The 21,932-nt window shown below is 62.6% G+C and carries 23 protein-coding genes; 12 read left to right on the top strand and 11 right to left on the bottom strand.

All coding sequences use genetic code 11. The features are described 5' to 3' along the window. Positions 1 to 36: 36 nt before the first annotated feature. Together NATPE_RS01435 and NATPE_RS01430 are read left to right on the top strand one after the other, a co-directional pair. A complete protein-coding gene (locus tag NATPE_RS01435; RefSeq protein WP_015298675.1) occupies positions 37 to 1,032 on the top strand; it encodes a linear amide C-N hydrolase in 996 nt (331 codons plus the stop codon). Between the two features lie 174 nt (positions 1,033 to 1,206). Further along, positions 1,207 to 1,602, top strand: coding sequence for a hypothetical protein (locus NATPE_RS01430; RefSeq protein WP_006180391.1), 396 nt, complete (start codon positions 1,207 to 1,209; stop codon positions 1,600 to 1,602). Here the strand turns inward: NATPE_RS01430 and NATPE_RS01425 are convergent. After that, positions 1,528 to 2,961 carry a DUF389 domain-containing protein gene (locus NATPE_RS01425; protein ID WP_006180392.1) on the bottom strand — a complete coding sequence of 478 codons (1,434 nt, stop codon included), beginning with the start codon at positions 2,959 to 2,961 and terminating at the stop codon, positions 1,528 to 1,530. The two genes, NATPE_RS01430 and NATPE_RS01425, sit on opposite strands and share 75 nt — an antisense overlap. A 193-nt stretch (positions 2,962 to 3,154) precedes the next feature. On the opposite strand from NATPE_RS01425, the gene NATPE_RS22520 reads away from it, so the two are divergent. Then, positions 3,155 to 3,325 (top strand): hypothetical protein, encoded by a 171-nt coding sequence (locus NATPE_RS22520; protein ID WP_006180393.1) that lies wholly within the window; start codon positions 3,155 to 3,157, stop codon positions 3,323 to 3,325. Positions 3,326 to 3,541: 216 nt separating this feature from the next. Next, positions 3,542 to 4,876 carry an IS4-like element ISH32 family transposase gene (locus tag NATPE_RS01420; RefSeq protein WP_012289608.1) on the top strand — a complete coding sequence of 445 codons (1,335 nt, stop codon included), beginning with the start codon at positions 3,542 to 3,544 and terminating at the stop codon, positions 4,874 to 4,876. Positions 4,877 to 5,095: 219 nt separating this feature from the next. Here the strand turns inward: NATPE_RS01420 and NATPE_RS22045 are convergent, their stop codons facing one another. Continuing rightward, positions 5,096 to 6,682: a hypothetical protein gene (locus NATPE_RS22045; RefSeq protein ID WP_152422565.1), complete on the bottom strand. Its 1,587-nt coding sequence runs from the start codon at positions 6,680 to 6,682 to the stop codon at positions 5,096 to 5,098. A 284-nt stretch (positions 6,683 to 6,966) separates the two neighbouring features. Here NATPE_RS22045 and NATPE_RS01410 point away from each other — a divergent pair, with 284 nt between their 5' ends. After that, positions 6,967 to 7,602, top strand: a complete 636-nt coding sequence (locus NATPE_RS01410; protein ID WP_015298673.1) for an IS6 family transposase — start codon at positions 6,967 to 6,969, stop codon at positions 7,600 to 7,602. A 226-nt stretch (positions 7,603 to 7,828) separates the two neighbouring features. On the opposite strand, the gene NATPE_RS01405 is transcribed toward NATPE_RS01410, so the two are convergent. Continuing rightward, a complete protein-coding gene (locus tag NATPE_RS01405; RefSeq protein ID WP_006180396.1) occupies positions 7,829 to 8,035 on the bottom strand; it encodes a hypothetical protein in 207 nt (68 codons plus the stop codon). Between the two features lie 250 nt (positions 8,036 to 8,285). Here NATPE_RS01405 and NATPE_RS01400 point away from each other — a divergent pair, with 250 nt between their 5' ends. Continuing rightward, complete coding sequence (locus NATPE_RS01400) at positions 8,286 to 8,963, top strand: glycosyltransferase (protein ID WP_006180397.1); 678 nt, start codon at positions 8,286 to 8,288, stop codon at positions 8,961 to 8,963. Positions 8,964 to 8,989: 26 nt separating this feature from the next. Here NATPE_RS01400 and NATPE_RS01395 read toward each other — a convergent pair whose 3' ends face one another. Then, positions 8,990 to 11,296 (bottom strand): PAS domain S-box protein, encoded by a 2,307-nt coding sequence (locus NATPE_RS01395; RefSeq protein WP_006180400.1) that lies wholly within the window; start codon positions 11,294 to 11,296, stop codon positions 8,990 to 8,992. Between the two features lie 133 nt (positions 11,297 to 11,429). On the opposite strand from NATPE_RS01395, the gene NATPE_RS01390 reads away from it, so the two are divergent. Continuing rightward, the gene (locus NATPE_RS01390; protein WP_006180401.1) at positions 11,430 to 11,837 is read left to right on the top strand and encodes a pyridoxamine 5'-phosphate oxidase family protein; all 408 of its coding nucleotides are present in this window, start codon (positions 11,430 to 11,432) and stop codon (positions 11,835 to 11,837) included. 45 nt (positions 11,838 to 11,882) lie between these two features. Here the strand turns inward: NATPE_RS01390 and NATPE_RS01385 are convergent, their stop codons facing one another. From NATPE_RS01385 to NATPE_RS01375, 3 genes are all read right to left on the bottom strand, one after another. Further along, positions 11,883 to 12,935, bottom strand: coding sequence for a deoxyhypusine synthase (locus tag NATPE_RS01385; protein ID WP_049804854.1), 1,053 nt, complete (start codon positions 12,933 to 12,935; stop codon positions 11,883 to 11,885). Between the two features lie 125 nt (positions 12,936 to 13,060). Next, on the bottom strand, positions 13,061 to 13,345 hold the full coding sequence (locus NATPE_RS01380) for a hypothetical protein (protein ID WP_006180403.1): 285 nt from the start codon (positions 13,343 to 13,345) through the stop codon (positions 13,061 to 13,063). A 137-nt stretch (positions 13,346 to 13,482) separates the two neighbouring features. Next, entirely contained in the window at positions 13,483 to 14,250 is a 768-nt protein-coding gene (locus tag NATPE_RS01375; protein WP_006180404.1) for a Nif3-like dinuclear metal center hexameric protein, read from the bottom strand. A 129-nt stretch (positions 14,251 to 14,379) separates the two neighbouring features. Here NATPE_RS01375 and NATPE_RS01370 point away from each other — a divergent pair, with 129 nt between their 5' ends. Together NATPE_RS01370 and NATPE_RS01365 are read left to right on the top strand one after the other, a co-directional pair. Continuing rightward, the gene (locus NATPE_RS01370; protein WP_006180405.1) at positions 14,380 to 14,754 is read left to right on the top strand and encodes a hypothetical protein; all 375 of its coding nucleotides are present in this window, start codon (positions 14,380 to 14,382) and stop codon (positions 14,752 to 14,754) included. Positions 14,755 to 14,757: 3 nt separating this feature from the next. After that, positions 14,758 to 15,087 (top strand): hypothetical protein, encoded by a 330-nt coding sequence (locus NATPE_RS01365; RefSeq protein ID WP_006180406.1) that lies wholly within the window; start codon positions 14,758 to 14,760, stop codon positions 15,085 to 15,087. 60 nt (positions 15,088 to 15,147) lie between these two features. Here NATPE_RS01365 and NATPE_RS01360 read toward each other — a convergent pair whose 3' ends face one another. Together NATPE_RS01360 and NATPE_RS01355 are read right to left on the bottom strand one after the other, a co-directional pair. Further along, positions 15,148 to 17,616: a cbb3-type cytochrome c oxidase subunit I gene (locus tag NATPE_RS01360; protein WP_006180407.1), complete on the bottom strand. Its 2,469-nt coding sequence runs from the start codon at positions 17,614 to 17,616 to the stop codon at positions 15,148 to 15,150. Positions 17,617 to 17,820: 204 nt separating this feature from the next. Next, positions 17,821 to 18,651 carry a glycerophosphodiester phosphodiesterase gene (locus NATPE_RS01355; protein ID WP_006180408.1) on the bottom strand — a complete coding sequence of 277 codons (831 nt, stop codon included), beginning with the start codon at positions 18,649 to 18,651 and terminating at the stop codon, positions 17,821 to 17,823. Positions 18,652 to 18,749: 98 nt separating this feature from the next. On the opposite strand from NATPE_RS01355, the gene NATPE_RS01350 reads away from it, so the two are divergent. Both NATPE_RS01350 and npdG read left to right on the top strand, forming a co-directional pair. Further along, the gene (locus NATPE_RS01350; protein WP_006180409.1) at positions 18,750 to 19,007 is read left to right on the top strand and encodes a hypothetical protein; all 258 of its coding nucleotides are present in this window, start codon (positions 18,750 to 18,752) and stop codon (positions 19,005 to 19,007) included. 105 nt (positions 19,008 to 19,112) lie between these two features. Then, positions 19,113 to 19,781 (top strand): NADPH-dependent F420 reductase, encoded by a 669-nt coding sequence (gene npdG, locus NATPE_RS01345; protein ID WP_006180410.1) that lies wholly within the window; start codon positions 19,113 to 19,115, stop codon positions 19,779 to 19,781. Between the two features lie 126 nt (positions 19,782 to 19,907). Here npdG and NATPE_RS01340 read toward each other — a convergent pair whose 3' ends face one another. Both NATPE_RS01340 and NATPE_RS01335 read right to left on the bottom strand, forming a co-directional pair. Then, positions 19,908 to 21,131, bottom strand: a complete 1,224-nt coding sequence (locus tag NATPE_RS01340) for an IS701-like element ISNpe1 family transposase (RefSeq protein ID WP_015298669.1) — start codon at positions 21,129 to 21,131, stop codon at positions 19,908 to 19,910. Between the two features lie 145 nt (positions 21,132 to 21,276). Further along, positions 21,277 to 21,546, bottom strand: a complete 270-nt coding sequence (locus tag NATPE_RS01335) for a thioredoxin family protein (RefSeq protein ID WP_006180412.1) — start codon at positions 21,544 to 21,546, stop codon at positions 21,277 to 21,279. A 209-nt stretch (positions 21,547 to 21,755) separates the two neighbouring features. Between NATPE_RS01335 and NATPE_RS01330 the strand changes: the two genes are divergently transcribed. Continuing rightward, positions 21,756 to 21,917: a preprotein translocase subunit Sec61beta gene (locus tag NATPE_RS01330; protein WP_006180413.1), complete on the top strand. Its 162-nt coding sequence runs from the start codon at positions 21,756 to 21,758 to the stop codon at positions 21,915 to 21,917. The last annotated feature ends 15 nt before the right edge of the window (positions 21,918 to 21,932 follow it).

Genomic DNA, 21,932 nt, shown 5'->3' with positions numbered 1-21,932 from the left:
AGACACGACAGCGGAGAGACTGGAGGGGACCCGTAGATGTGTACGCGACTGGTGTATCTCGGCCCCGAAGACATCGTCCTCACCGGCCGGTCGATGGACTGGCACGGCGAAATCGGGACCAACATCTGGGTCTTCCCGCGCGGCATGGAGCGAACGGGTGAAGTCGGTCCGTCATCGATGGAGTGGACCGCCGAGTACGGCAGTGTCGTCGCCTCCGCATACGATATCGCGACGACCGATGGGATGAACGAAGCCGGGCTGGTCGCGAACGTCCTGTGGCTCACCGAGTCCGACTACCCCGAGTGGGACGGCGAGACACCCGGACTGTCGATCTCGCTGTGGGCACAGTACGTCCTCGATAACTTCGCAACGGTCGCGGAGGCGGTCGAGAACCACCGGAACGAGGAGTTCACCGTCGTATCCGACGAGATCCCGGACGAGGGTCGGTTCGCGACCCTGCATCTGTCCATCTCGGACGCGACGGGTGACAGCGCCATCCTCGAGTACGTCGACGGCGAGCTAACGATCCATCACGATCGAGAATATCAGGTGCTGACGAATTCCCCGCCGTTCGACCAGCAACTCGCACTCGACGCGTACTGGTCGGCGATCGGTGGCACGGCCATGTTACCGGGGACGAATCGCCCGGCCGACCGGTTCGCTCGTGCGAGTTTCTACGTGGACGCGATCCCACAGACAGAGGACCGTCGAACCGCAACGGCGAGCGTCTTCGGCGCGATCCGCAACGTCTCCGTCCCCTACGGAATCAGTACGCCGAACGAACCGCATATCTCCTCGACGCGCTGGCGCACGGTGGCCGATCATCGGGACCGACGCTACTACTTCGAGTCGGCGCTCTCACCGAACGTCTTCTGGCTGGACCTCGACGAGGTCGAGTTCGAGACCGATGCCGGCGTTCGATCGCTGTCGCTCGGTGAGAACCAGACGACCGTCTTCGCTGGCGACGTCGCCGACGACCTCGTCGAGACCGACCCGTTCGATTTTCTCGGCGTCCCCGCATCCTCGAGCTAAGCCCGATTTCCAGCGCGTTGGAGGCGGGGCCGTCGACAGTCAGTCTCGAAGACGATCGACCTTCGCCAGTGGGAGACCCACTCGAGGGGACAGCAGTACCACGACGGTCGCGAAGAAGTCACTCGTACTCGACTGACCCAACGTTTTGGGTCGTCACGTCCTACGTACCAGGAGATGGACGCCGAGCGCTGGTGGCCACCCTTCGTCGAGATCGTGGCCCTCGCGTGGATCGCCCTGTTCGTCGTCGACGTCGCGATCAGCGTCGACGTACTCGTCGTCTCCGACTCGTTCGCGGTGACGGTCCGCGCTGTCCTCCAGTGGCTCCTCGTCGTTTTCCTTCTCGATCTCGCGCTCCTCTACCGGTGGTCGGACGAGGACCCACGGGCGTTCGTCCGCTCGAACTGGTTCCTGATCCTCACCGTCGTCCCCTGGTTCCGCCCGTTTCGGTTGCTTCGCATCGGGCGGTCGGTCCGCGCGCTCCGACTCCTCTCCGGGTCACGCCGGGTCGGCTCGTTGCTCAACAAGGTCCGCGGGAAGTGCCGCAACCTGTGGCGCCGGCTGCGCGACTGAGGGACTCGTCGAGGTCGGCAGCCACTCGTCGATGGGCCACCATGCGCTCCGCTCGTCGTCGCTGCCGACCGCCGCCGCGCGCTGATACTCGACGAACCGAACGTCGACGCTGACGGCTCGGCTCGTCCGAGCATCGATTTCGGTCTGCAAGTCGTCCGCCAGCCCCTCGTGTTCGAGGGCGCTCGAGCGTCCGACGGTCACCGTCACCGAGACCTCGTCGCTGAACACGCTCCCGTCGTTGTACTCGGTCTCGACGCCGGCGAGTTCCAGCGAGCCGTACTCGGGCTCCTCGAGGACGTCCTGCACTTCGCCGTTGACCCGCTGTTCGAAGACGAGGTGCTGGTAGGTCCCGACGGCGGTCAGCGCGACGACGACGAGGAAGACGAGGACGATGACGGCGTACGCGCCCGTACGCAGCGAAACGGTCGCGTTCTCGCGGACGTTGCGGATCACCGACGAGCGGTAGCCGAGCGCGATGAGCGTCAGATACGCGGTGAGATTGATGAACACGATGTTCATCAGGAGCAAGACGAGTCCGCCAGCGACGATGATCGGTTCGCCCCAGGCCGTCCCGATGCCAGCCGCAGCAGCGGCGGGGACGATAGCCGCCGCGACGGCGACGCCGGCCAGCGAGACGGGGAGATCGGTCGCGAGCGCGAGCGCGCCGGCGAACCCGGCCGCGATGGCGATGACCAGCGTCAGGAGGTTCGGCGTGGCGAAGGCACCGACCTGCCCGACGCGACCGACATCCAGCGTCGGCTGGAGGAACCCCGACCGTTGCAGGAATACGCTCATCGCGACCGCGCCGAGGTAGGCGACGACCAGCCCCGTCACCTGCGACGTGGCGCTGTCGACGACCATCTCGCGGTCGCTGATGACCGCGCCGGCGCTCGCGGAGAGCGTCGACCCCGCGAAGGGCGCGATCACCATCGCGCCGACGATGACGATGGCGGAGTCCAGCAGGAGGCCGCCGACTGCGACGATCGCGCTCGCGATCGCGAACGCGAGGTAGGTGGCGGTGTCGGGGGTCAGGTCCGCCGCGCGCTCCCGGATCTCGGCGTGGGACGCGCCCCGCTCCCCTTTCGGCCCCTCCACGTAGCGGTCCGTCAACTCGTCGGCGTTCGGAACGGTCGCCCGGTCGACCTCCGTGACGACGGTGTAGGTGTCCTCGTCGAGCCCGGCGTCGTACAGCCGCTCGAGGACCGCGTCCACGGCCCCCGCCGGAACCGGGACGTTCGCCAGGCTCCCGTCCCGGTGATCGGCCGCGTCGCTGAAGACGAATTCCACCTCCATCTCGGCGAGCGTCTCCCGCACCGCGGCACGGTCCTCGCTGGGAACGAAGACCTGCACGAGTCGCATACCGCTCGGTCGACGGACGCGCCATTTACTAACGGCCGACTACTGGCCGTCCCAGGAGCGTATGGGACCAGTACATGTTCTGTCAGTGACAGCGCCGACCGCGTGACAAGTCCGTGGCGCGTCGGTTCAGCGTCGCTGACTGTCCGCTCCGGACGAAGAGGGTTTACACCCCCTGACGCGGTAGCTAGTCGCGATGGCCGAACTCCTCCAACGCACCGCGGCGGGAATCGACAGCCTCTCCAGATCGGTCTGGGACGACTCGAGTACGCTCGAGAAGGCGATCGTCGCCGTCGTCCTCATCGCGACGGGGTTGGTGATCCCGGTCCTGCCGATCGTCGTCCTCGCCCGGTATATCGCCGACTAACGCGTGTACCGGTAGGAGAGAATACGTCTACGGAGATGTGGCCTCGGCACTCGAACTAGTAACTATTACCGACTCGCGAGACTACTTATGAAGCGAAATTCGATTCTCGCTCAAATCGATAGGCGGCGCGGCTGTCTACTCAGCATCCGTTCTAGTTTAGCAGAGTGTACCGTCGTCTGATTAGATATCGTTGTAACTACCAGTCAGAGAAATCCGGTGGATAGTGTGACTTACTCCCCACCGGATTCAGTGATTGTTGATCGGATTCAAAGAGCGTTTCCCTCCGATGAGTTGCGCGAGCGCGCTCGCGCAACGAATCTCGTCGAGCGTGAACGGAAATTCGACGCTGTTGCGCTGTTCTACACGCTTTCACTTGGCTTCGCTGCTGGGTCAGACCGATCTGTACAGGCTTTTCTCGAACGATTCGTCGAAATGTCCGACTGCGATGAACTCTCCTATGCAACCTTCCACGGGTGGTTCTCTCCACCGTTCGTTGCACTCCTTCGAGAGATTCTCGATGATGCCATCGAGAATCTCGATACCAGAAATGCCGACCTTAGCGGACGTCTCGAACGCTTTCGAGACGTCCTCATTGCCGATGGGAGCATTGTTTCTCTCTATCAAGACGCCGCGGATGTGTACGCTGCGACCGGTGACGATCAGGCCGGTCTGAAACTTCACCTAACAGAATCACTCTCAACTGGCCTTCCAACACGGTACCGAACAACTGACGCTAAAACCCAAGAACGGAGCCAGCTACCCACCGGCGAGTGGGTAGCTGGCGCACTTGTCTTGCTCGATCTCGGTTTCTACGACTTCTGGTTGTTCGACCGCATCGACCAGAATAACGGCTGGTTCGTCTCCCGTGTGAAAGACGACGCAAACTTCGAGATCGTCGAAGAGCTCCGGACGTGGCGGGGGAACAGTATCCCGCTCGAAGGAGAGTCGCTGCAGGACGTCCTTGACGACCTGCAGCGACAGGAAATCGATGTTCGCATCACCCTCTCGTTCGAGCGAAAGCGAGGGTCGTGCACCAGCACGACCCGAACGTTCCGACTGGTCGGTGTTTGGAACGAGGATACTGAAGAGTACCATCTCTATTTGACAAATCTCTCGAAAGACGACTATAGTGCGCCCGATATCGCACAGCTCTATCGGGCGCGCTGGGAAATAGAATTATTGTTCAAAGAACTGAAATCACGCTTCGGACTTGACGAAATCAACACGACCGATCCGTACATCATCGAAGCTCTGGTCATCATGGCCGCAATCTCACTGCTGATGAGCCGTGTTATCGTCGATGAACTCCGGAAACTGGACGTGAAACAACGGGAAAGCGCCGACGACGCCACAGCGTCGTCGCCGCAACTTCCTCGTCGACGATGTTCTCACGCTGTCGAACGCCATTCACACCTGATTCAGTTGTACGTGATGCTCGATTTAGGGTACGAACTTCCGGATTTAGATGAGTTGTTGCTGTGGGCTTCACGTGATCCAAATCCGCATCGACCGCGGTTACGTGAGCAGGTTGAGTCAGGCGAGTTCTGGTAACGAACTCGCCTGACGACCGGGGAAGCACCTGTGTCGATAGCGGCAGCGCTGGAACGGCGACGCACTCACGGCTGTGAGTGCGCCGCCTCGAAGGTATCACACAACAAATCAGCGACTGCCTGCTCCAGCGAACCCAGTCTCCTGAGCTAATCCGCCTCAATTCGGTATAGTCTCCGCTGAGATCCTGCTTCACTCCGTCACTAAACTAGAACAGATGGTCTACTCAGGGGAATCTTCTGTAGCAGAAGTGTCGATGGCATCACTAATCCTAATAATTGCTTCAGAAAGCTGTTCCATGATGTTGCAGTAGGCCTCGCGGTAGTTCGCCGTATCAGGAGAGATGCCGAATGAGTCCATTCCTCGCTCCCATTTACTTGACGCACTCCGATGGTCTGCTACGACCCTCAGGTCATAGATTCCGTTTATTGGTTCAAACACTTCTACCGCCTCCTCATTACCCAGATGGTCAGCTGCAAGTTCAAACAAGGCTGATTTTGACCCCCCGACATCCTCCTCCCGTTCCTCGGGAAGGATTTCTCGAATACTCCCAGTGTCAATTCTCTCAAAAAACACCTTATTTAGTGCATCCATGCTATCTAAAAGGGCATCTTGCTCGTTCCGTGGAGGCATAATTACGAGATGAGCCGGATCGGACTCCTCTAAAGTTTCAAAAATCGATTTGCTATATTCATCTTCAACTATCTCATTTAGTGATGTAATCGCATTCAGTACCTGGCCGCTGTACGACTCTGTGTCGACAAATTCGCCCAATACAAAATTCGTAATTCCTTCCTCTGGAATACCACCTGACGGGGCGATATTATGAGTCTTCCAGTGAGGAATCTCTTGGTCAGGAATGTGCGCTAAGTCGTCAAGTAGTAACGCGACTTCGAACTCGTCGTTCCGATAAACTCGTTCAGAGAAGATATCCTTCCAAGCAACGTCCCCTCCTTGCCGAGACCACCAATTCACATGTCCGTCATCAGCCTGGATGTATTTTTCCAGCACACTCATATCGAAGAAGACCCAATCGTAGAAGCTCATTGCCTCTTCTAAGCTCTGTGCTCCATGTGCTGGACGTTTTAATCCGGCATCCTTGAATCCCCGCTGATTTTCCACGTCATCCGGTGAATAGGAATCCCCACGAATTGTTCTAAAGGGAATTTCTCGATTCTGGCTAGCTTCTTCCTCTGCACTCCGGTTTGCTGAAGAAGGCAAAATTGCATAGAAACAATGTAATTCTATATGCGGGTATCGCTCATCTAGCCCATCAACGTACCGTGAGAGTTTCTTTGCAGGAAATTCATCTATTTCTAACTCAGTCCAGCCGTCATCGTCAATATCAACTTCTATAGTTGATTCGCGGAGACTCCGTGATTGGAAATATGCTAGAACGAGCGCTGCATTTCGAGCATCAAGATAGTCTAATAGATATCCGGTTTGGATATCCATTGACAGTAGATTGTCTGTAATGAATCCAGATTGTTCCGCCCGTTCCTCCCAAGCATCCTCATCAAACCGGATGACATGGTCGTCAGTTTCATGGGAGCGAAAATTCCTCAGACCATCTTCTACGAGTGTGTGGAAGCTCAGAATTCCGTGTTCAACTCGAGGTGCATCATGCCGAAGTTTCGTGAGAAAACGGCTTGCTTCTACTCCGTTGACAGACTTCGTAGATTCGTCGTCCCAGTGGTCCCCCTCTTCAGAACTCCAAGCAGGAGTCCCTCCTGAGAATATCAAGCGGGGAGCTTGCGATTTAGGGTCTCCATCAAGGAATTCATCAATATCATCTAAGTCGACTAGCACAGGTTGAACATTGTATGCTTGCCGAAGACTGCCGTAATCTGCCTCAAATATCTTGTCCCCTGACTGATATACTCGCGTCCAATTCCCCAAGATAGGTGAAAACGAACTTGCATCTTCGAATTCTAACCATCGGGAAATAACATCACGAGGCACGGGAGACGAACGAGTGGAAAACATTGCTATAGAGGACTACTTCCGTACGAGCCTATTAGTATCTTTTCTGGGAAACTAGGCGGTGTTCAGATAAGGATGAAGGGTGAGGCGGAACGATTTTTGAGTGGTCTATGCTCGAAACCGCCCGCCTCAACAGAGGTAGCGACTGCTTCGAGTTAGATTTTCTGGAGCGAGAGGCGACACCCGAGCCCGCGATGAAGCTCGGTATCCGGCTCCATCTGGCTGGACTATCACTTTCGGATACCATCTCTATTCTCGAGAGGTTGGGTGTCGAACGCTGTCGATCGACCGTTCACAACTGGGTGCAGAAGGCAGATTTACAGCCGCTTGATGGCGCAAATCCGGATCACGTCGCGGTTGACGAGACCGTGATCCAACTGAATGACGAACGATTCTGGCTGTACGCCGCCGTTGATCCCGCAACAAACCGCTTGCTACACGTCAAGCTCTCACCGACGAGAAATCAAGCAATTACCGAGATGTTCCTCGCGGAACTCCGCGACAAACATCTCGTCGATGACGCGCTCTTTCTCGTCGATTCTGCACCGTGGCTGCAAGCGGCACTCCACCGACATGGCCTCGATTACAGATACGAAAAACACGGTAATCGGAACAGTGTCGAACGTGTATTTCGAGAACTAAAACGCCGAACTAACCAGTTCTCAAACTGTTTTAGCCATGCTGAAGCAGACACCGTCGAAAATTGGCTCCAAGCGTTCGCCTTCGCATGGAATCAGCTTATCTGAACACTACCGGAAACTATAGGGAAGGAGCCTTGCCGCTGGCTACCTGCAACCAATATTCTTCATGGGATACGAGAAATGAAGGGACGGTAATAGTTCGGCCTCGGCACTCATAGGGCTCGTCACCACCGGGTGCCGAGTCCGGCTCGGAGCGAGTGGATCGTCATCGGCCGTGCGACGCTACACGCGTCGCTCCAAAGACGGTTTGGATTAGGGTTCGCTCGAGCGATTACGCCGCTTCGTCGCCGCCGGCGTTGGCAAAGGCCGAGTTCCACTCGTCGATCAGGTTCTCGAGTCGCCCCCCGTCGCGGTGGGAGAACGTCCGTGGGGCGCGGTCGGTCGCGGTCCGGGGGTCCTCGAGCGTACTCGAGGGTGTGGGTCGGGTGCGGTTGGGCGTCGGTTCGGCGTCGGGTTGGGTGAGGTGTTGGGTACTCATGTCGGTCGGGTTGTGGATGTCGTCGAAAATCGGTACTCGTCGGCAGCGACTGATTCAGGCGCGTACGTGTACGACCGACATTGCTTACCCCACCATACCAACCCCATGATTATAAAAGTTCGTGATAGACCTGTTCTCCGGGAGCCGAGGGGTGAAATCAACTCTCGCGAGGCGTGTTCCCACGGCACTCGCCAGGCGGTCGGACTCCGATAGCTTGAGAAGTCGCCCCAGAGAGGGCTCGAGTAGCACGATGACGGGCGCTGGAGACGACACGGTCGATGTCAGTTTCGTGGTACCGGCGCGAAACGAGGGAGACTACCTTCGGGGGGCCCTCGCGAGTCTGGCCGCGCTGGACACCGCCTACGAGTACGAGGTGTTGGTCGTCGACGGCGACTCGAGCGACGACACCCGCGAGATCGCCCGGGAGTACGAGGCAGCGGTGATCCAGGAGGGCGGCCACAGCATCGCCGCGGCCCGGAACCTCGGGGCCGAGCGCGCCGCCGGCGAGTGGCTAGCCTTTATCGACGCCGACACGCGTGTCCGGGCGACGTATCTGACCGAACTATTGGGGTTCACCGAACGCGAGGGATTGGCGGCGGCCAGTTCCTACTGCCGAATCACCGGGCCGCGGCGGGCGAAGCTCATGGAAGCGACGATCAACCACGGCTTCTCGCGGCTCGAGCGACCGATCCTGCCCGGGTTCAGCTGTCTGGTCCACCGGCGGGCGTTCGAGGACGTCGGCGGGTTTCCCGACGTCCCAAACGAGGACACGGCGTTCAGCCGGCTGCTGGCCGCCCGCTATCCGATCGGCTACCGGCGGACCGTGCTGGTCGAGAACTCCGGCCGCCGGATCGCCGACCTGGGGCTGACCGGGACGCTGGGCCACTACCTGCGACTCGACCTCGAGCGGCTCCGGGCGGCCCAGTGAACGCGAACGGCGACGACGCCGGCGTCTCACCTCGAGCCGGCAGGACGCGGCGTATCGACGCCGGTGATCTCGAACCGCGCACCCCCCGCGTCGCCCTCGGTCACCGCGAGGCCCCAGTCGTGGGCGTCGGCGACCCGCTTGACGATTCCCAGCCCGAACCCGGTCCCCTCCTCGGCGGTCGTAAAGCCGATGTCGAAGACCGACTCACGCTCCTCGACGGGGATGCCGCGTCCGGTGTCGGCGACGTAGAACCCGCCTTCGCGGTCGCCGACGGTCACCGTTAGGTCGGCGCTGGTGCCCTCGGCGGGCACCCCGTGATCGAGCGCGTTCCGAAACAGGTTCTCGAGCAGTTGCTGGAGCCGCTCGGGGTCGGCCCGGATCCGACCCGCACCGTCGAACGCCAGCGTGGCGTCGCCAGTATCGACCATCGACCACGCCTTCGTCGCGAGGTCGCGCAGCGCGACCGGCTCGAGGTCGGCCGTCGTCGCACCCTGTTCGGCCAGCGAGAGCAGTTCGTCGATCAACTGCTCCATCCGCTCGAGGGCCTCCTCGCAGGCCTCGAGCGCGGTGTCGTCACCCTCGAGCGCGAGATCTAGTGAGCCTTGGGCGACGTTCAGCGGGTTCCGCAGATCGTGGGAGACGACGCTGGTGAACTCCTGCAGTCGCTCGTTCTGACGCGCCAAGGTCTCGTGGGACTGTTGGCGTTCGGTCTCGTAGCTGACCCACTTGGCCATCAGCTTGACCAGCGTCCGCTCGGCCTCGGAGAAGCCGTCGCCCTCGCGGGGCTCGCTCGAGGCGAAACAGAGGGTGCCCCAGATGGAGCCGTCGACGGTCACCTTCGCGCCGACGTAGCTGCCGAGTTCGAACAGTTCGTACGCGGGGTCGCCGAGCCAACCCTCATCGGGTGCGTTCGCGACGGTTACCAGTTCGTGGGTCTTGATCGTTTTGCGGCAGTACGCTTCCGCGAGCGGGCAGGACTCGCCGGCCTGAAGCAGGGCGTGATCACCTCGGGACTGGACGACGGTCTGGGTCCGCTCGTCGAGGTCGATCCGGGTGAGGAACCCGTAGGACAGGCCCAACGATTCACAGCCCAACTCCAGCAGTTCGGGCACCTTCTCGTCTAACGACGCGTCGGCCCTGGTCGAGATATCGTATAGGGCCTGCAGCGCCGTGATGCTGGCCTCGAGTTCCTCCTCGGCCCGAACTCGGTCGGTCACGTCGGTAAAGAAAACCGAAAGGCCGTCCGCGGAGGGGTAGGCCCGGACCTCGAACCAGCGCTCGAGGGCGGCAAAGTACTGGGTGAAACTGACCGTCGTCTGTTCGGCGAAGGCGTGGTCGAGTTCGCGCTCGAACTCGGTCCCCGCGACGGCCTCGAACGCCGTTCCGAGCGATTGCCCGAGCAGTTCCTCGCGAGGGCGGCCCAACAGTTCGACCGCCTGGTCGTTGACGTAGGTAAACGCCCAGTCGGGGTCGATCGAGACGAAGGCGTCGCCGATCCGCTCGAGCGTGGCCTCGCGCTCCCGCTCGAGTCGCCTGCGATCGGAGAGGTCCCGGATGACGGCGGTAAAGAGGTGTTCGCCGGAGACGGCGGCCTCGCCGAAGGAGACCCCGACGGGTACTTCGTGACCGTCGGCGTGGAGCGCATCGAGTTCGGCCCAGTTCCAGTCGAGCGTCTGCTCGCCGGTCCGCAGGTAGTGGGCGATCGTATCGCGGTGGCTGTTCCGATACTTCGCCGGAACGAGCGTCGAGATACGGTCGCCGACGAGGTCGTCGGCCGCGTACCCGAACAGCGACTCGACTGCGTCGTTCGCGTACCGGATCGTCCCGTCATCGCCCGCCGTGATTACCGCGAAGGAAGCGTTCTCGGTGAGGGCGCGAAACCGGGCGGCCGCTGCCTCGAGGTCGCGACGTTCGGTCGCCGCGTCGACCGCGCGTTCGATCCGTATCGCGAGTCGCGTCCCGTGTTCCGCGGTCAAGACGGAGACACAGCCGGTCGCACCGGCCTCGAGCGCGGCACTGGCGTCGGCCTCGTCGAACGCATCGACGACGAGAAAGATCGGCAGCGTTGGCCACTCCGCACGGGCGCTGGCGAGCAAGGTGTCGTCGCCGATATCGTCGCCGGCCGCTCGGCACACGAGACAGTCGACGGCGGCCGACTCGAGGCGGGCCAGCGCCGCGTCCTCGGACGCGACGGATTCGACGACGAGGCGGTCGCTCGCCCGCTCGAGGGCGGTCGGGACTTCGGTGGCCGTCGGCTCCGGGTCGACGTAGCAGACGGTGATCTCGGCGGTCGCTGGCTCCGCCTCGGCCGCAGCGGCGGTCGGTCGGGTCATGACAGAGGCTCCTGAATACGTACCGTCAAGGAACGATGAGCTAATAAGCGGTGTGGCAGTCGAGGGCACGACCGGACCGCGCCCGGCACCGCCATGCGGACCCCTTATGTCGCTCTCGGTAGGCACTCCGGGCGTGTCTACCGTTTCACCGGCGGCCGAGCGACTGCTCGAGAGCGAGCCGCTGATGGCCCATCTGGGCACCTGCGTCGAGGGGCGACCGCACGTCGCGCCGGTCTGGTACCGGTACGATCCCGACGACGAGATCGTCGAGATCGTCACGACAGGGCGTAAGCTGGCAAATGTCCGAGAGAACCCGCGGGTATCGCTGTCGATCCAGCAGGACGAGGCCGGCCACGCACGATGGATGGTGTCGCTGCTGGGGACGGCGACGGTCGTCGACGACGCGGACGAAACCGACGCAGCCCGGCGACGTATCAACGAGAAATACGACGCAGCGCACGACGCCTACGACGACAACACGCTCGTTCGGATCGACGTCGGCTCGGCGACCTACCGGACCTACGACGACGACCTCGAGTGAGACGGTGCAGTCGGCGTGCCGGATAGTACCCCCGGCGTCCTGCGCTCAGTTCTCGAGCCGTTCCCGCGCGGCCGCGACTACCAGTGGCAGCGTGATCGTCGCGTCGGCGTAGACCGAGACGTTGTCGGCGTCTTTCTCGAGTTTGCCCCACGAGCGGGCCTCGTCTAACGTCGCGCCGGAGAGGCCGCCGGTCTGTTTGGGGTCCATCGTGAGTTGGACGGCGTAGTCGTAGGCGTCGGGCGAGACCAGCATCGTCTGGAGGGTGAAGTTCTTCGGGACGCCGCCGCCGACGACGAACGCGCCGGCCTCCTCGGCCTCGAAGGCGATGTCAGTAAGCGGCGTCATGTCGGCCAGTGCGTCCAGCGTGAACGCGCCGGTCTGAGAGTACATCCACGCCTGCAGGCCCAGCACGGAGTCCTGGACGGCCGGACAGTAGATCGGCACGTCGTTCTCGTAGGCCGCGGCGGCGATGCCGGCGTCTTCGTCGACGTCCTCTCGCTCGTTGATCTCGGCGTTGGCCCGACCGAGTTCCTCTGTGAGCCGCTGGATCGAGACGGCCCCCTCCTCCTCGCACTCGGCCTCGAGGACGGGGAAGACCTCCTCGCGCAGATGGGACTCGAAGTCGGCGAAGAACTCCTGTGGGAGATAGACGTTGTAGATACGGTCGACGCCCTCGTCGCGTAAGGTCTCGTCGTGTTCGCGCTCGGTTTTGCCCTCAGCGTGGACCGCGCCGTGGTGGTGTTTGCCGCCGATGGCCTCGATGGAATCGTGGGTGAGGTTCGCGCCGGTCGTCACGAGGACGTCGATGTAACCGTCCCGGATCAGGTCGGCGACGATCGCTCGCATCCCCGTCGGAACCATCGCGCCCGCGAGGCCGAAGAAGACGGTCACGTCGTCGTCGAACATCGACTCAGTGACGTCGACGGCCTCGTGGAGGTCGGCCGCGCCGACGCCCGCCTCGCCGTACTCGTCGGCGAGTTCGCCGACGGTCATCCCCGCCCGGACCTCGGCGTGGCCGACCGGGTCGTGCGAGAACGTCTCCCGCTCGGGCTCGTGGTGACCGTCTGCCTCGCCGTCGTGATCGTGGTCGTCGCTCATGTCCATGCGTCCGCGAGCCAGCGGTTTCAACGTCGCGATTCCGTCGGTCCGTCCCTCGAGGCGTCCGTGTCTCCCGTAGTGGGGTCCCGCTGCAACGTGCCCTCCGACCGACCCCAGCTCGCACATTACGACAGCAGCGAGCGCAGCGCCGTCGCGATCAGCGCGACGAGCAGGACGATCGCCGTGACCCGGAGTACGATCGCGGATCGCCGTCGGTTCTTCGGCAACAGTTCCGCGATACCGGACAGCGCCGTCGCGCCGCCGAGAACTAGCAACGGGAGCGAACCGCTGTTGTACAGGAGTTCGAAGCTCGCGTATATCCCGAAGAAAGCGAGCGAACTACCGATGGATATTCGCGCCTCGTCCCAGCCGCCCGGTTCGGAAAAGAACTCCGAAATGTAAATGTCCATAGACATGAATGCTGGCTGCTCGAACGAAAAGGTATGGCCGCGCATCCGCGTTCGCCACTGCTGGGTTGGGCTCGGCTCGTCGACTCACGCACCGATTCCTGCAGGGACGACGACCGTTCCCTGCCGACGAACGACTGTCAGAGCCCCGTCGGGACCTCGAGATAGGTCGTCTCGAGCCCCCACCCCTCAATCAGGCCCTGCAACGATCGCACGCCGAACGTCTCCGTCGCATAGTGGCCCGCGAGGAAGACATGGATCCCTGCCTCTCGGGCCTCGTGGTAGACCGCCTGTTTCCCCTCGCCAGTAACGAGCGCGTCCGCGCCCGCTTCGACGGCTTCGTCGAGCCAGTCGGTGCCGCTGCCGGTGACGATCGCCACCTCCTCGATCTCGTCGGGGCCGAAGTCGAGATGCTGGACCGACTGACCGCCGGTCTCGAGATCCGTCTCGAGCCGATCGCACAAGTCGTCTGGCGCGTAGGGGTCAGCGGCCGTCCCGCGCTGGCCGATGTACTCGGGGCCGTGTTCGCCGAAGGGAGCGAAGTCCTCGAGGTCGAGCAGGTCGGCGACGCCGGCGGCGTTGCCCAGTTCCGGGTGGCCGTCCAGCGGGAGATGGGAGACGTACAGCGCGAGGTCGTTCTCGATCAGCGGCGCGATCCGGTCGTAGGTCCGGCCGGTCACGCGGTCGAAGCCGCCCCACGAGAGTCCGTGGTGGACGACCAGCAGGTCGGCGTCGGCGTCGATCGCCCGGTCGATCGTCTCGCGGACGCCGTCGACTGCGAACGCGACCCGTTCGATCTCGGCTTCCTCGGGGCCGATCTGGAGTCCGTTCGCGCTCGCGTCGATGTCGGCGTAGTCGTCGGTTCGCAGTTCCTCGTCGAGTCGATCGACGACGCTCGAGAGTTGCATACCAGTGGGTTAGGGGGAGATCACCTTGTATCCGGCTGATCGCGCGAGGGGTCGACCGCTTCGATCACGGACCCATCGGCCCGTACGTACGGCGGTACGCTCATTACGCCAGCACAAGAAGTACGCAACATGCCCGTGAGTATCGACGATTTCGAGTCCGGGAACGTACCCCAAGAGACGACCGTTCCGGAACAGGTCGTCGGGTTTCTGGCGGATAACCGCGACAAGGCCTTTACGCGATCGGAGATCGCAACGGCAATCAATGAGGACACGAATACCGTTGGAACCGCTCTCTCGAGGCTGAAAGATCGTGATCTGGTTCGTCACAAGGGACGGTACTGGGCTCTCACCGCAGATCGCGAACGCGTGGCCGCCGCGTACGATCTCCATGCGGCCACAGAGCGTCTCGACGAATCCGACGGTGGCATCGATCCCGACGAGTGGCAGGCAGCTGCCCCCGATACGTCCCATCCGAGTGAACGGTCCGCCGACGAGGACAACTGATCGATGCGACCGGAGCGAGGCGATATCGTCCGGAGCCAGGACCCCTTCAAACTCGGGACGGAGAAACAACGGCCGTGGTTGATCGTCAGCAACGAACGACACCCGTTCAGCGGGGAGCAGTACCTCGCTGTCGCCGTCTCGACCAACCGATACGAGCGATCGATCGCGCTCGATTCCGAGGTCTGGGAGATCGGCAGTGTGCCGCGCGAGTCGTTCGTCTCCCCGTGGGCAGTTCACTCACCCCGTCGCGAGGACATGATCGCGTGGCAAGGCCGGGTGACCGACTCGTTCACGGATCGGGTTATCGACGAGTTGCACCGATATCTAGAGTGACGGCCCGCTCGCCGGCGAGCAGCCGGACGGGAACAGCGCGAAAATAGACGCCGAGCGGCGCTACATCAGGTAGAAGATGGGGAACAGGAACACCCAGACGATGTCGACGAAGTGCCAGTAGAGACCGAAGTACTCCACCGGCCGATGATCCGTGAGATAGGCGTCGACCGAGAGGGTCCGATAGATCATGAACGCGGCGATGAGCAGCCCGAGGATGACGTGGAAGGCGTGGAGCCCGGTCGTTACGAAATACAGCGAGTACTCGAGGTCGGTAAACCAGTAGACCCCGTGGGAGAACTCGTAGTTCCACTCATAGCCCTTGATGCCGAGAAACAGGAGCCCGAGCGCGAGCGTGGCCCCCATCGATGCCAGCAGGCCGCGCTTGTTCTCGCGTTCGGCCATCACAAGCGCCAGCACGACCGTGAAACTCGAGGTCAGCAGGACGTAGGTGTTGACCAGGCCGACGGTCGCCGACGGCGGGACGGTCTCGAAGCTCCCCCAGCCGTTGTGGATCCGCATGAAAATATACGCCCCGATGACGGCACCGAAGACGACCACGTCCGAGGCGAGGAAGAACCAGACGCCGGTCTTGGTCGTCCCGACGCCCTCGAACGGCCAGCGTTCGGCGATCGCCATCCCGGGTGCGTTGAACCGCTCGCGGCCGTACTCGAAGAGCGAATAACCGAGGATCGCGACGCCGATCACCGAGATCACGGGGTAGAGACCGTCCGTCGAGCCGGCGGTCGAACCGGCCAGCTCCGCCCCGCGTTCGACCGCGAACGAGGCGACGTACGGCGTCAACCCGGACAGGCCAAGAAACGTGACGAACATCCCGACCCCGATTCCGAACGGCCAGATGCTCGCGTGGTCCTCGTGATCCCCCTCGAGCGAGTCGATCTGATCGGCCCGTTCGTGGGTAGCCGCCCCGCCATCGGCCGCCGTCGCGTCGTCGACGAACTCGAGCGTGCCGGAGGCGTAGCTGGGTCGGTCGGGCCAGTTCTCAAGCGGCGGCGGCGAGGTCGTCGCCCACTCGGCGGTCCGGGCGTACGCCCACGGGTTATCGGGCGCGTCGGGCCCCGAGATCAGACTCTTCCCGAGCGTGACGAGAACCAACAGGACCGACGTCCCGAGGACGAACGCGCCGACGGTCGCCAGCTGGTGGTAGAGCTGTGCGCCCTCGCCGTAGTGAAAGACCCGCCGGGGCGTCTCCCAGGCGATGAACATCGGGAAATACAGCAGGTTGAAGCCGAAGAAGTAGACGGCGAAGCTGAGCTTCCCGAGTCGCTCGGAGTACATCTTCCCGGTCATCTTCGGCCACCAGTAGTAGAGGCCGCCGATCAGTGCCGTGACCCCGGCGACCATCACGTAGTGGAAGTGAGCGACGACCCAGTAGGTGCCACGGAACTCGTAGTCTAACACGACCGCACCGAGGAACACGCCCGTGATGCCGCCGATGATGAACAACACGAGCGCCCCCATGGTGAAGAGAAACGGCGTGGTAAACCGCACGCGGCCCTTGACCATGGTGTAAATCAACGAAAACACCATCAGATCGAACGGCAGCGAAATGCCGATCGTCGTGGCCATAAACAGCGTCTTGATCGGGAGGTTGATCGTCGTCAGGAACATGTGATGCATCCAGACGAGAAAGGACTGGACCGCGACCAGCACCATCGCGATGATGACCCACTTGCGACCGACTAACCGCCGGCCCGTAAACGTCTGGACAGTCTCGAACATGATCCCCAGCGCGGGGAAAAAGACGATATACACCTCCGGATGGCCGAAGAACCAGAACACGTGGCCCCACAGCAGGCTCGAGCCCTGATCGGTGCCGAAGTACTGGGTCAGCAAGAGTCGGTCGGACAACAGCAGGATCAGCGCGGCCAAAAGCGCCGCGAAGGCAAAGAGCATCATCCAGACGGTCAGCAGCGTCCCCCACGTGAACAGCGGCATGTTCCAGAGCCCGAGCCCCTCGGCGCGACGGGTGTGGATCGTCGTCAGGAAGTTCACCGTGCTGAGGGTGGTCGACATGACGAACAGCGTCAGGGCCAGGATCGTCGTGTTCCCACCCATCGTCAGCGTGTAGGCGGGGTTGTAGATCGGGACGTTCAGCGGGGCGTACATATACCAGCCGTTGGCCCACGTCGTCCCCTGGAAGAACGAGACCAGGACGAGAAGTCCCGAGAACAGGTAAAACCAGTAGCTCAATGCGTTCAGCCGGGGAAACGCCAGATCGTTCGCGCCGATCTGTAAGGGGACGAGGTAGTTCGCGAACGCGAAGCCGAGCGGCGAGATGAACCAGAACACCATCAGGAGGCCGTGGATCGAGACCGACTGATTGTACTGGGTGTTCGTCAGGAGGCCGGTGCCGCCGGCTTTCCACAGGTGTGCGCGGAACAGCAACGCGAGGATCCCGCCAGCCAGAAGGAAGAAAATCGCCGTCGCCAGATAGAGGATGCCGACGTCCTTGTGATTGGTCGTAACCAGCCACCGCTTGACCGTCGTTCGCGGCGGGAAATCGCTCATCGGGTCACCTCCCGTTCGATCCGTCGTGCGGTATCACTGACGGCGACGTGATCGAAAACGGTCGCGACGTGCCGGAACCGACGAAACGGCGAGGGCGCGACGGAGACCATACCGCTACCTCAGTACGATTCGTCGTATCAAGGTGTCCGGTGCGCCTGCAGGCGATACTTGTACCGTTCGACGGCCGTTCGCGTGACGGCGGCGCTATCGGTCGCCGGCGGCCGCTCCCAGCCCCGGGTAGTCGGCGATGATCCCGTCGACGCCGGCGGCCGCGAGCCGGTCGAACTGGACCCAGTTTCGCACCGTCCAGACGTTGACCGCCCGCCCCGCCTCGTGGGCCCGCTCGAGGAGGTCGACCCCGGAGCCGTCGTTCGCGTCCCCGACCGTCGCCGGCTCGGCCGACTCGGGGTCGAGAATCGCGGTTCGGGGTGGATGAATCGCTTCGCAGTCGTATCGGCTCGCGATCTCGAGGCCGGCCGCGAGGTCCTCACCGACCAGCGGGGCGGCGGCGTAGTCGGCGACCTCGCGCAGCGCCGCGATCGCGCCCTCACAGAACGAGGAAAACAGCAGGTCGCCGCCGAAGGCCTCGCAGTCGGCGACGACGCGTTCGACGAACGGTCGCCACGTCCGGCGACGCCGGTCGCGATCGTCCGGGGGCAGTGCCTCGCCGGTTCGCAGATCGGCGGTGCCCGGACTCTTCAGTTCGACGTTGACCCCGACCGACTCGGGGACCGCCTCGAGCAGGGCGGCGAGAGAGGGGACCGTCGCGTCGGTTCCCAGTACTCGTGTCGCCTGCAGCTCCTCGAGCGGCGTCTCCCGGACGAGACCGGTCGCGTCGGTCAGCGGGCGGCCGTCGCGGGTCCCGTCGAGGCGCTCGTCGTGGACGACGACCGGAGTCCCACAGGCGGCCGGTCGGACGTCGATCTCGAGCATTACCGTCCCGTCGCGTGCGGCGGCGCGTTCGGCAGCAGCGATCGTGTTTTCGGGAGCGACGCCGGCGTAGCCGCGGTGGGCAATGACGGCAGGGCGGACCATACCGGATCGTTGACGTGACGGGTAATGTAAACTGCGCTACGGGACGACGTGGCAGTTCCCGGCCCGGCGTTGATGCGTGTGCCCCGCCAATCACCGGTATGACCGAACCCACGCTTGCGGACGTCGAACGCGCGCTGGACCGCGCCGCCGACCTCGAGACCGAGGACGCCGTGTCGGTCCTGCGGACCGCCCGGCAAGACGTCCGGGACCTGGCGAACAACCCCGATGTCGACGAGGACCGGCGGACGGCCCTCGAGCGCCGTCTCGCACAGCGGATCCGCGAGGTGCGAGAGCGCGACGCCTACGACGGCGGGCTGGGGTCGGCGATGAACCCGGCAGAAGACGACGCGCCGTAGCGATGCGATTGCGGCCGTCTACGGCGGTCTCGCCGGCGTCCGAGAACCCGGCGAGATCGGCCGCGCTCCGGCCCTTTTATTCGGGTGCCGTCCGGAGGCGTTGGTATGCGAATCGCACTACTTGGCGGCACGGGCGACATCGGCGAAGGACTCGCGTTGCGCTTTGCACGCGATACGAGCCACGAGATCCTCATCGGCTCGCGCGACCCCGAAAAGGCCCGCGACGCGGTCGCGGACTACGAGGCCGAACTCGAAGCCCGCGATGCCGACGCCGAGCTGAAGGGCTTCGACAACGAGATGGCGGCCGACCGCGCCGATATCGTCATCCTCAGCGTCCCGCCGTACTACGTCGGTGACACCGTCGAGGCGGTCGCGGACAGCCTCGATTCGGACTCGATCCTCGTAACCCCCGCGGTCGGGATGCAGGGCGACGAGGACGGCCTGCACTACCACCCGCCCGACGCCGGCAGCGTCACCGAACTCGTCGCGCAGCGAGCGCCCGACGAGGTGCCGGTCGTCGGTGCCTTCCACAACCTCGCGGCCGACGCCCTCTCGAACCTCGAGAACGAGCTGGACCTCGATACGCTCGTCGTCGCCGACGACGACGACGCCAAAGCGACCGTCCTGACGGTCGCCAACGAGATCGACGGCCTGCGCGCGCTCGAGGCCGGGCCGCTTGCCAACGCCGCGGAGGTCGAGAGCGTCACGCCGCTTGTCATCAACATCGCGAAGTACAACGAGGACATGCACGACGTCGGCGTCAAGTGGATCTAGGGACGGCGACTCGAGTTTTCGCACCCGCGATCACGTGATCGCGGCGTCGGACTACAGCGGGCCCGGACCGGCGGCGACGAGCCCATCGATCCCGGCCGCGAGCAGTGCGTCGAACATCTACGTCACTCAGCTTTGCACGCTAGCCTCGGTTGTTGAGTGAACGAAGAGATGATCGATCTCGGTCATAAGGTCATCAACACCGCGGTCATCATTGTCTCGAACCCACGAGAGAAGGTTGTAGACGGCTTCCTTCAGGGAGTGTTCGAGGTTCGCTCGAAGCGATGACGCCTTCGAGCGAACCGTTCCCAAGGCGCTCGAATCGGGATCAAGACGAACGAGACTGTAGGCAGCCATCAGGAGGTGCCAGTGGCGACTGGCACCTCCGTCAGTCTGCAGCTCGCAGTCTCCCAAGCCGAGATCCTGCTTCGAGTCCTCGAAGAACGTCTCGATGCGCCAGCGCATCCCGTAGGAGCGAATGATGTGGGCGGTTGGTGCGTCGGTCTTGTTCGTAGCGAGGTACTTGATCGGGTTATCTTCGTCTCCGTCGGTCTCTTTCTCTGCGATGACCAGCTTCACGTCTCCCAACTGGGAGACGGGAAGCTTCTTCGTCCAGATGTGATAGGTTTCGTCGTCAATATCGCGCTCAACCGTGTCGATGCGCTCTTCCAGCGCATCGACGCGGAGCTCTTTGCCGGCGTAAGTCACCTGTCGATTGCTCCGGAGCGGGCCGATCCAGTCCTTGCCGTAGGATTCGATGTGTTCAGGAAGGCCAGAATCGTGAGCGAACCACGAGTCGAAGAGGTAGGTGTTCGCAGGCACACCTACCTCTTCTTCGAGTTCGGTGATGATCTCGCGGGCGAGGTCGTACTTGGTGTCGTGGTCTTGGTCATCCTCGTCTTGCTTTTCGTAGAGGCGGAAGGTGAGCGGGTAAGCGGTTTTGTCGTCAGCGTAGAAGGCGTAGATGAGGTCTTGCCCCCAGACAGTGTCACCTTCGGCGTGATCGTAGAAGTGGCCGACGCCGGGGACTTCGTCCCCGGCTTTCTCGGTGATCGTGTCGTCGAGGATAATGTAGCCATCCGTTGACCAGCGTGTTTCACCGTGTTTCTGGAGTTCTTCAAGGCGTTCGTGGTTGAACTGCTGTTCGTCCCAGTCGTACTCGGTGAGGAACTTGTTGAGAGCGCGTTTGCTGTTGGCTGGAAGGACTTCGCGTGCGATGCCCGCCACGGTCTTGTTGCTGGCCGCAACAAGACCTGTGGCGTAGGTTTTGGCGTGATGACGTTGTGCTGGAGACAGCGACTCGAACTCGTCGAACGCACGCGTACACGACAAGAAGTCCGTAATCGGCATCATCCGTCTTTGCCACCGCCTACGTCACGCTCCTACTTCAACGTGCAAAGCTGAGTACGTCACTAGACCGCCTGACGTATAAATACCGACCGGGCGGGCGAGCCGGCGGCTACGGGATCGATCGGTCGAGAGAAAGCGGCCGCGTCGGCTACGCGCCGGCCGACTCGAGGGCGTCCTCGATGTCGTCGCGCTGGGTGACGCCGACGAAGCGCTCGACAATGCCGTCGTCGTTCTCGATGATCAGCGTCGGCAGCGAGCGAACCTGATACTCGTTTGCGACGTCCTGTTTTTCGTCGACGTTTACCTTCTCGACTTCGAATCGGCCCTCCCAGTCGTCCTCGAGCTCCTCGAGGATCGGGTCCTGGGTCTTGCAGGGGCCACACCAGTCCGCGTAGAAATCCTTCAGTGTGACAGTCATGCGGTCATCGCTAGTTGCCACGCGCCGCGCATAAGGGTTTCCCACCGACAACCGATTGCCGGAATCGGTGACGCGAGCGAGGACGACACCGGCTGGAAACGGAGCGAACGGCCGCCGAGAGACGGAATCCCTGGCTCGAGCGAACCCGCCCGAAAGCGCGGGCCGGAGTCGGTCGAAAGGTTTAGTTCCGGGGGGACATAGGAACGGGTATGGACAAAGGACAGAACACCGGCGGGCTGATGTCCAGTGCCGGATTGGTCCGGTACTTCGACTCCGAGGACTCGAACGCCATCCGAATCGACCCGAAGACGGTCATCGCCTTCGGCGTCATGCTGGGCGTCGTGGTCCAGCTGCTGACGCTCGTCTCGTAACGCGCTGCCCGCTTT

It is taken from the genome of Natrinema pellirubrum DSM 15624 (genome assembly GCF_000230735.2).
Taxonomy (GTDB): Archaea; Halobacteriota; Halobacteria; order Halobacteriales; family Natrialbaceae; genus Natrinema; species Natrinema pellirubrum.
Note: the sequence above shows the minus strand (reverse complement) of the source record. Positions and strands in the feature narration are given on the sequence as shown.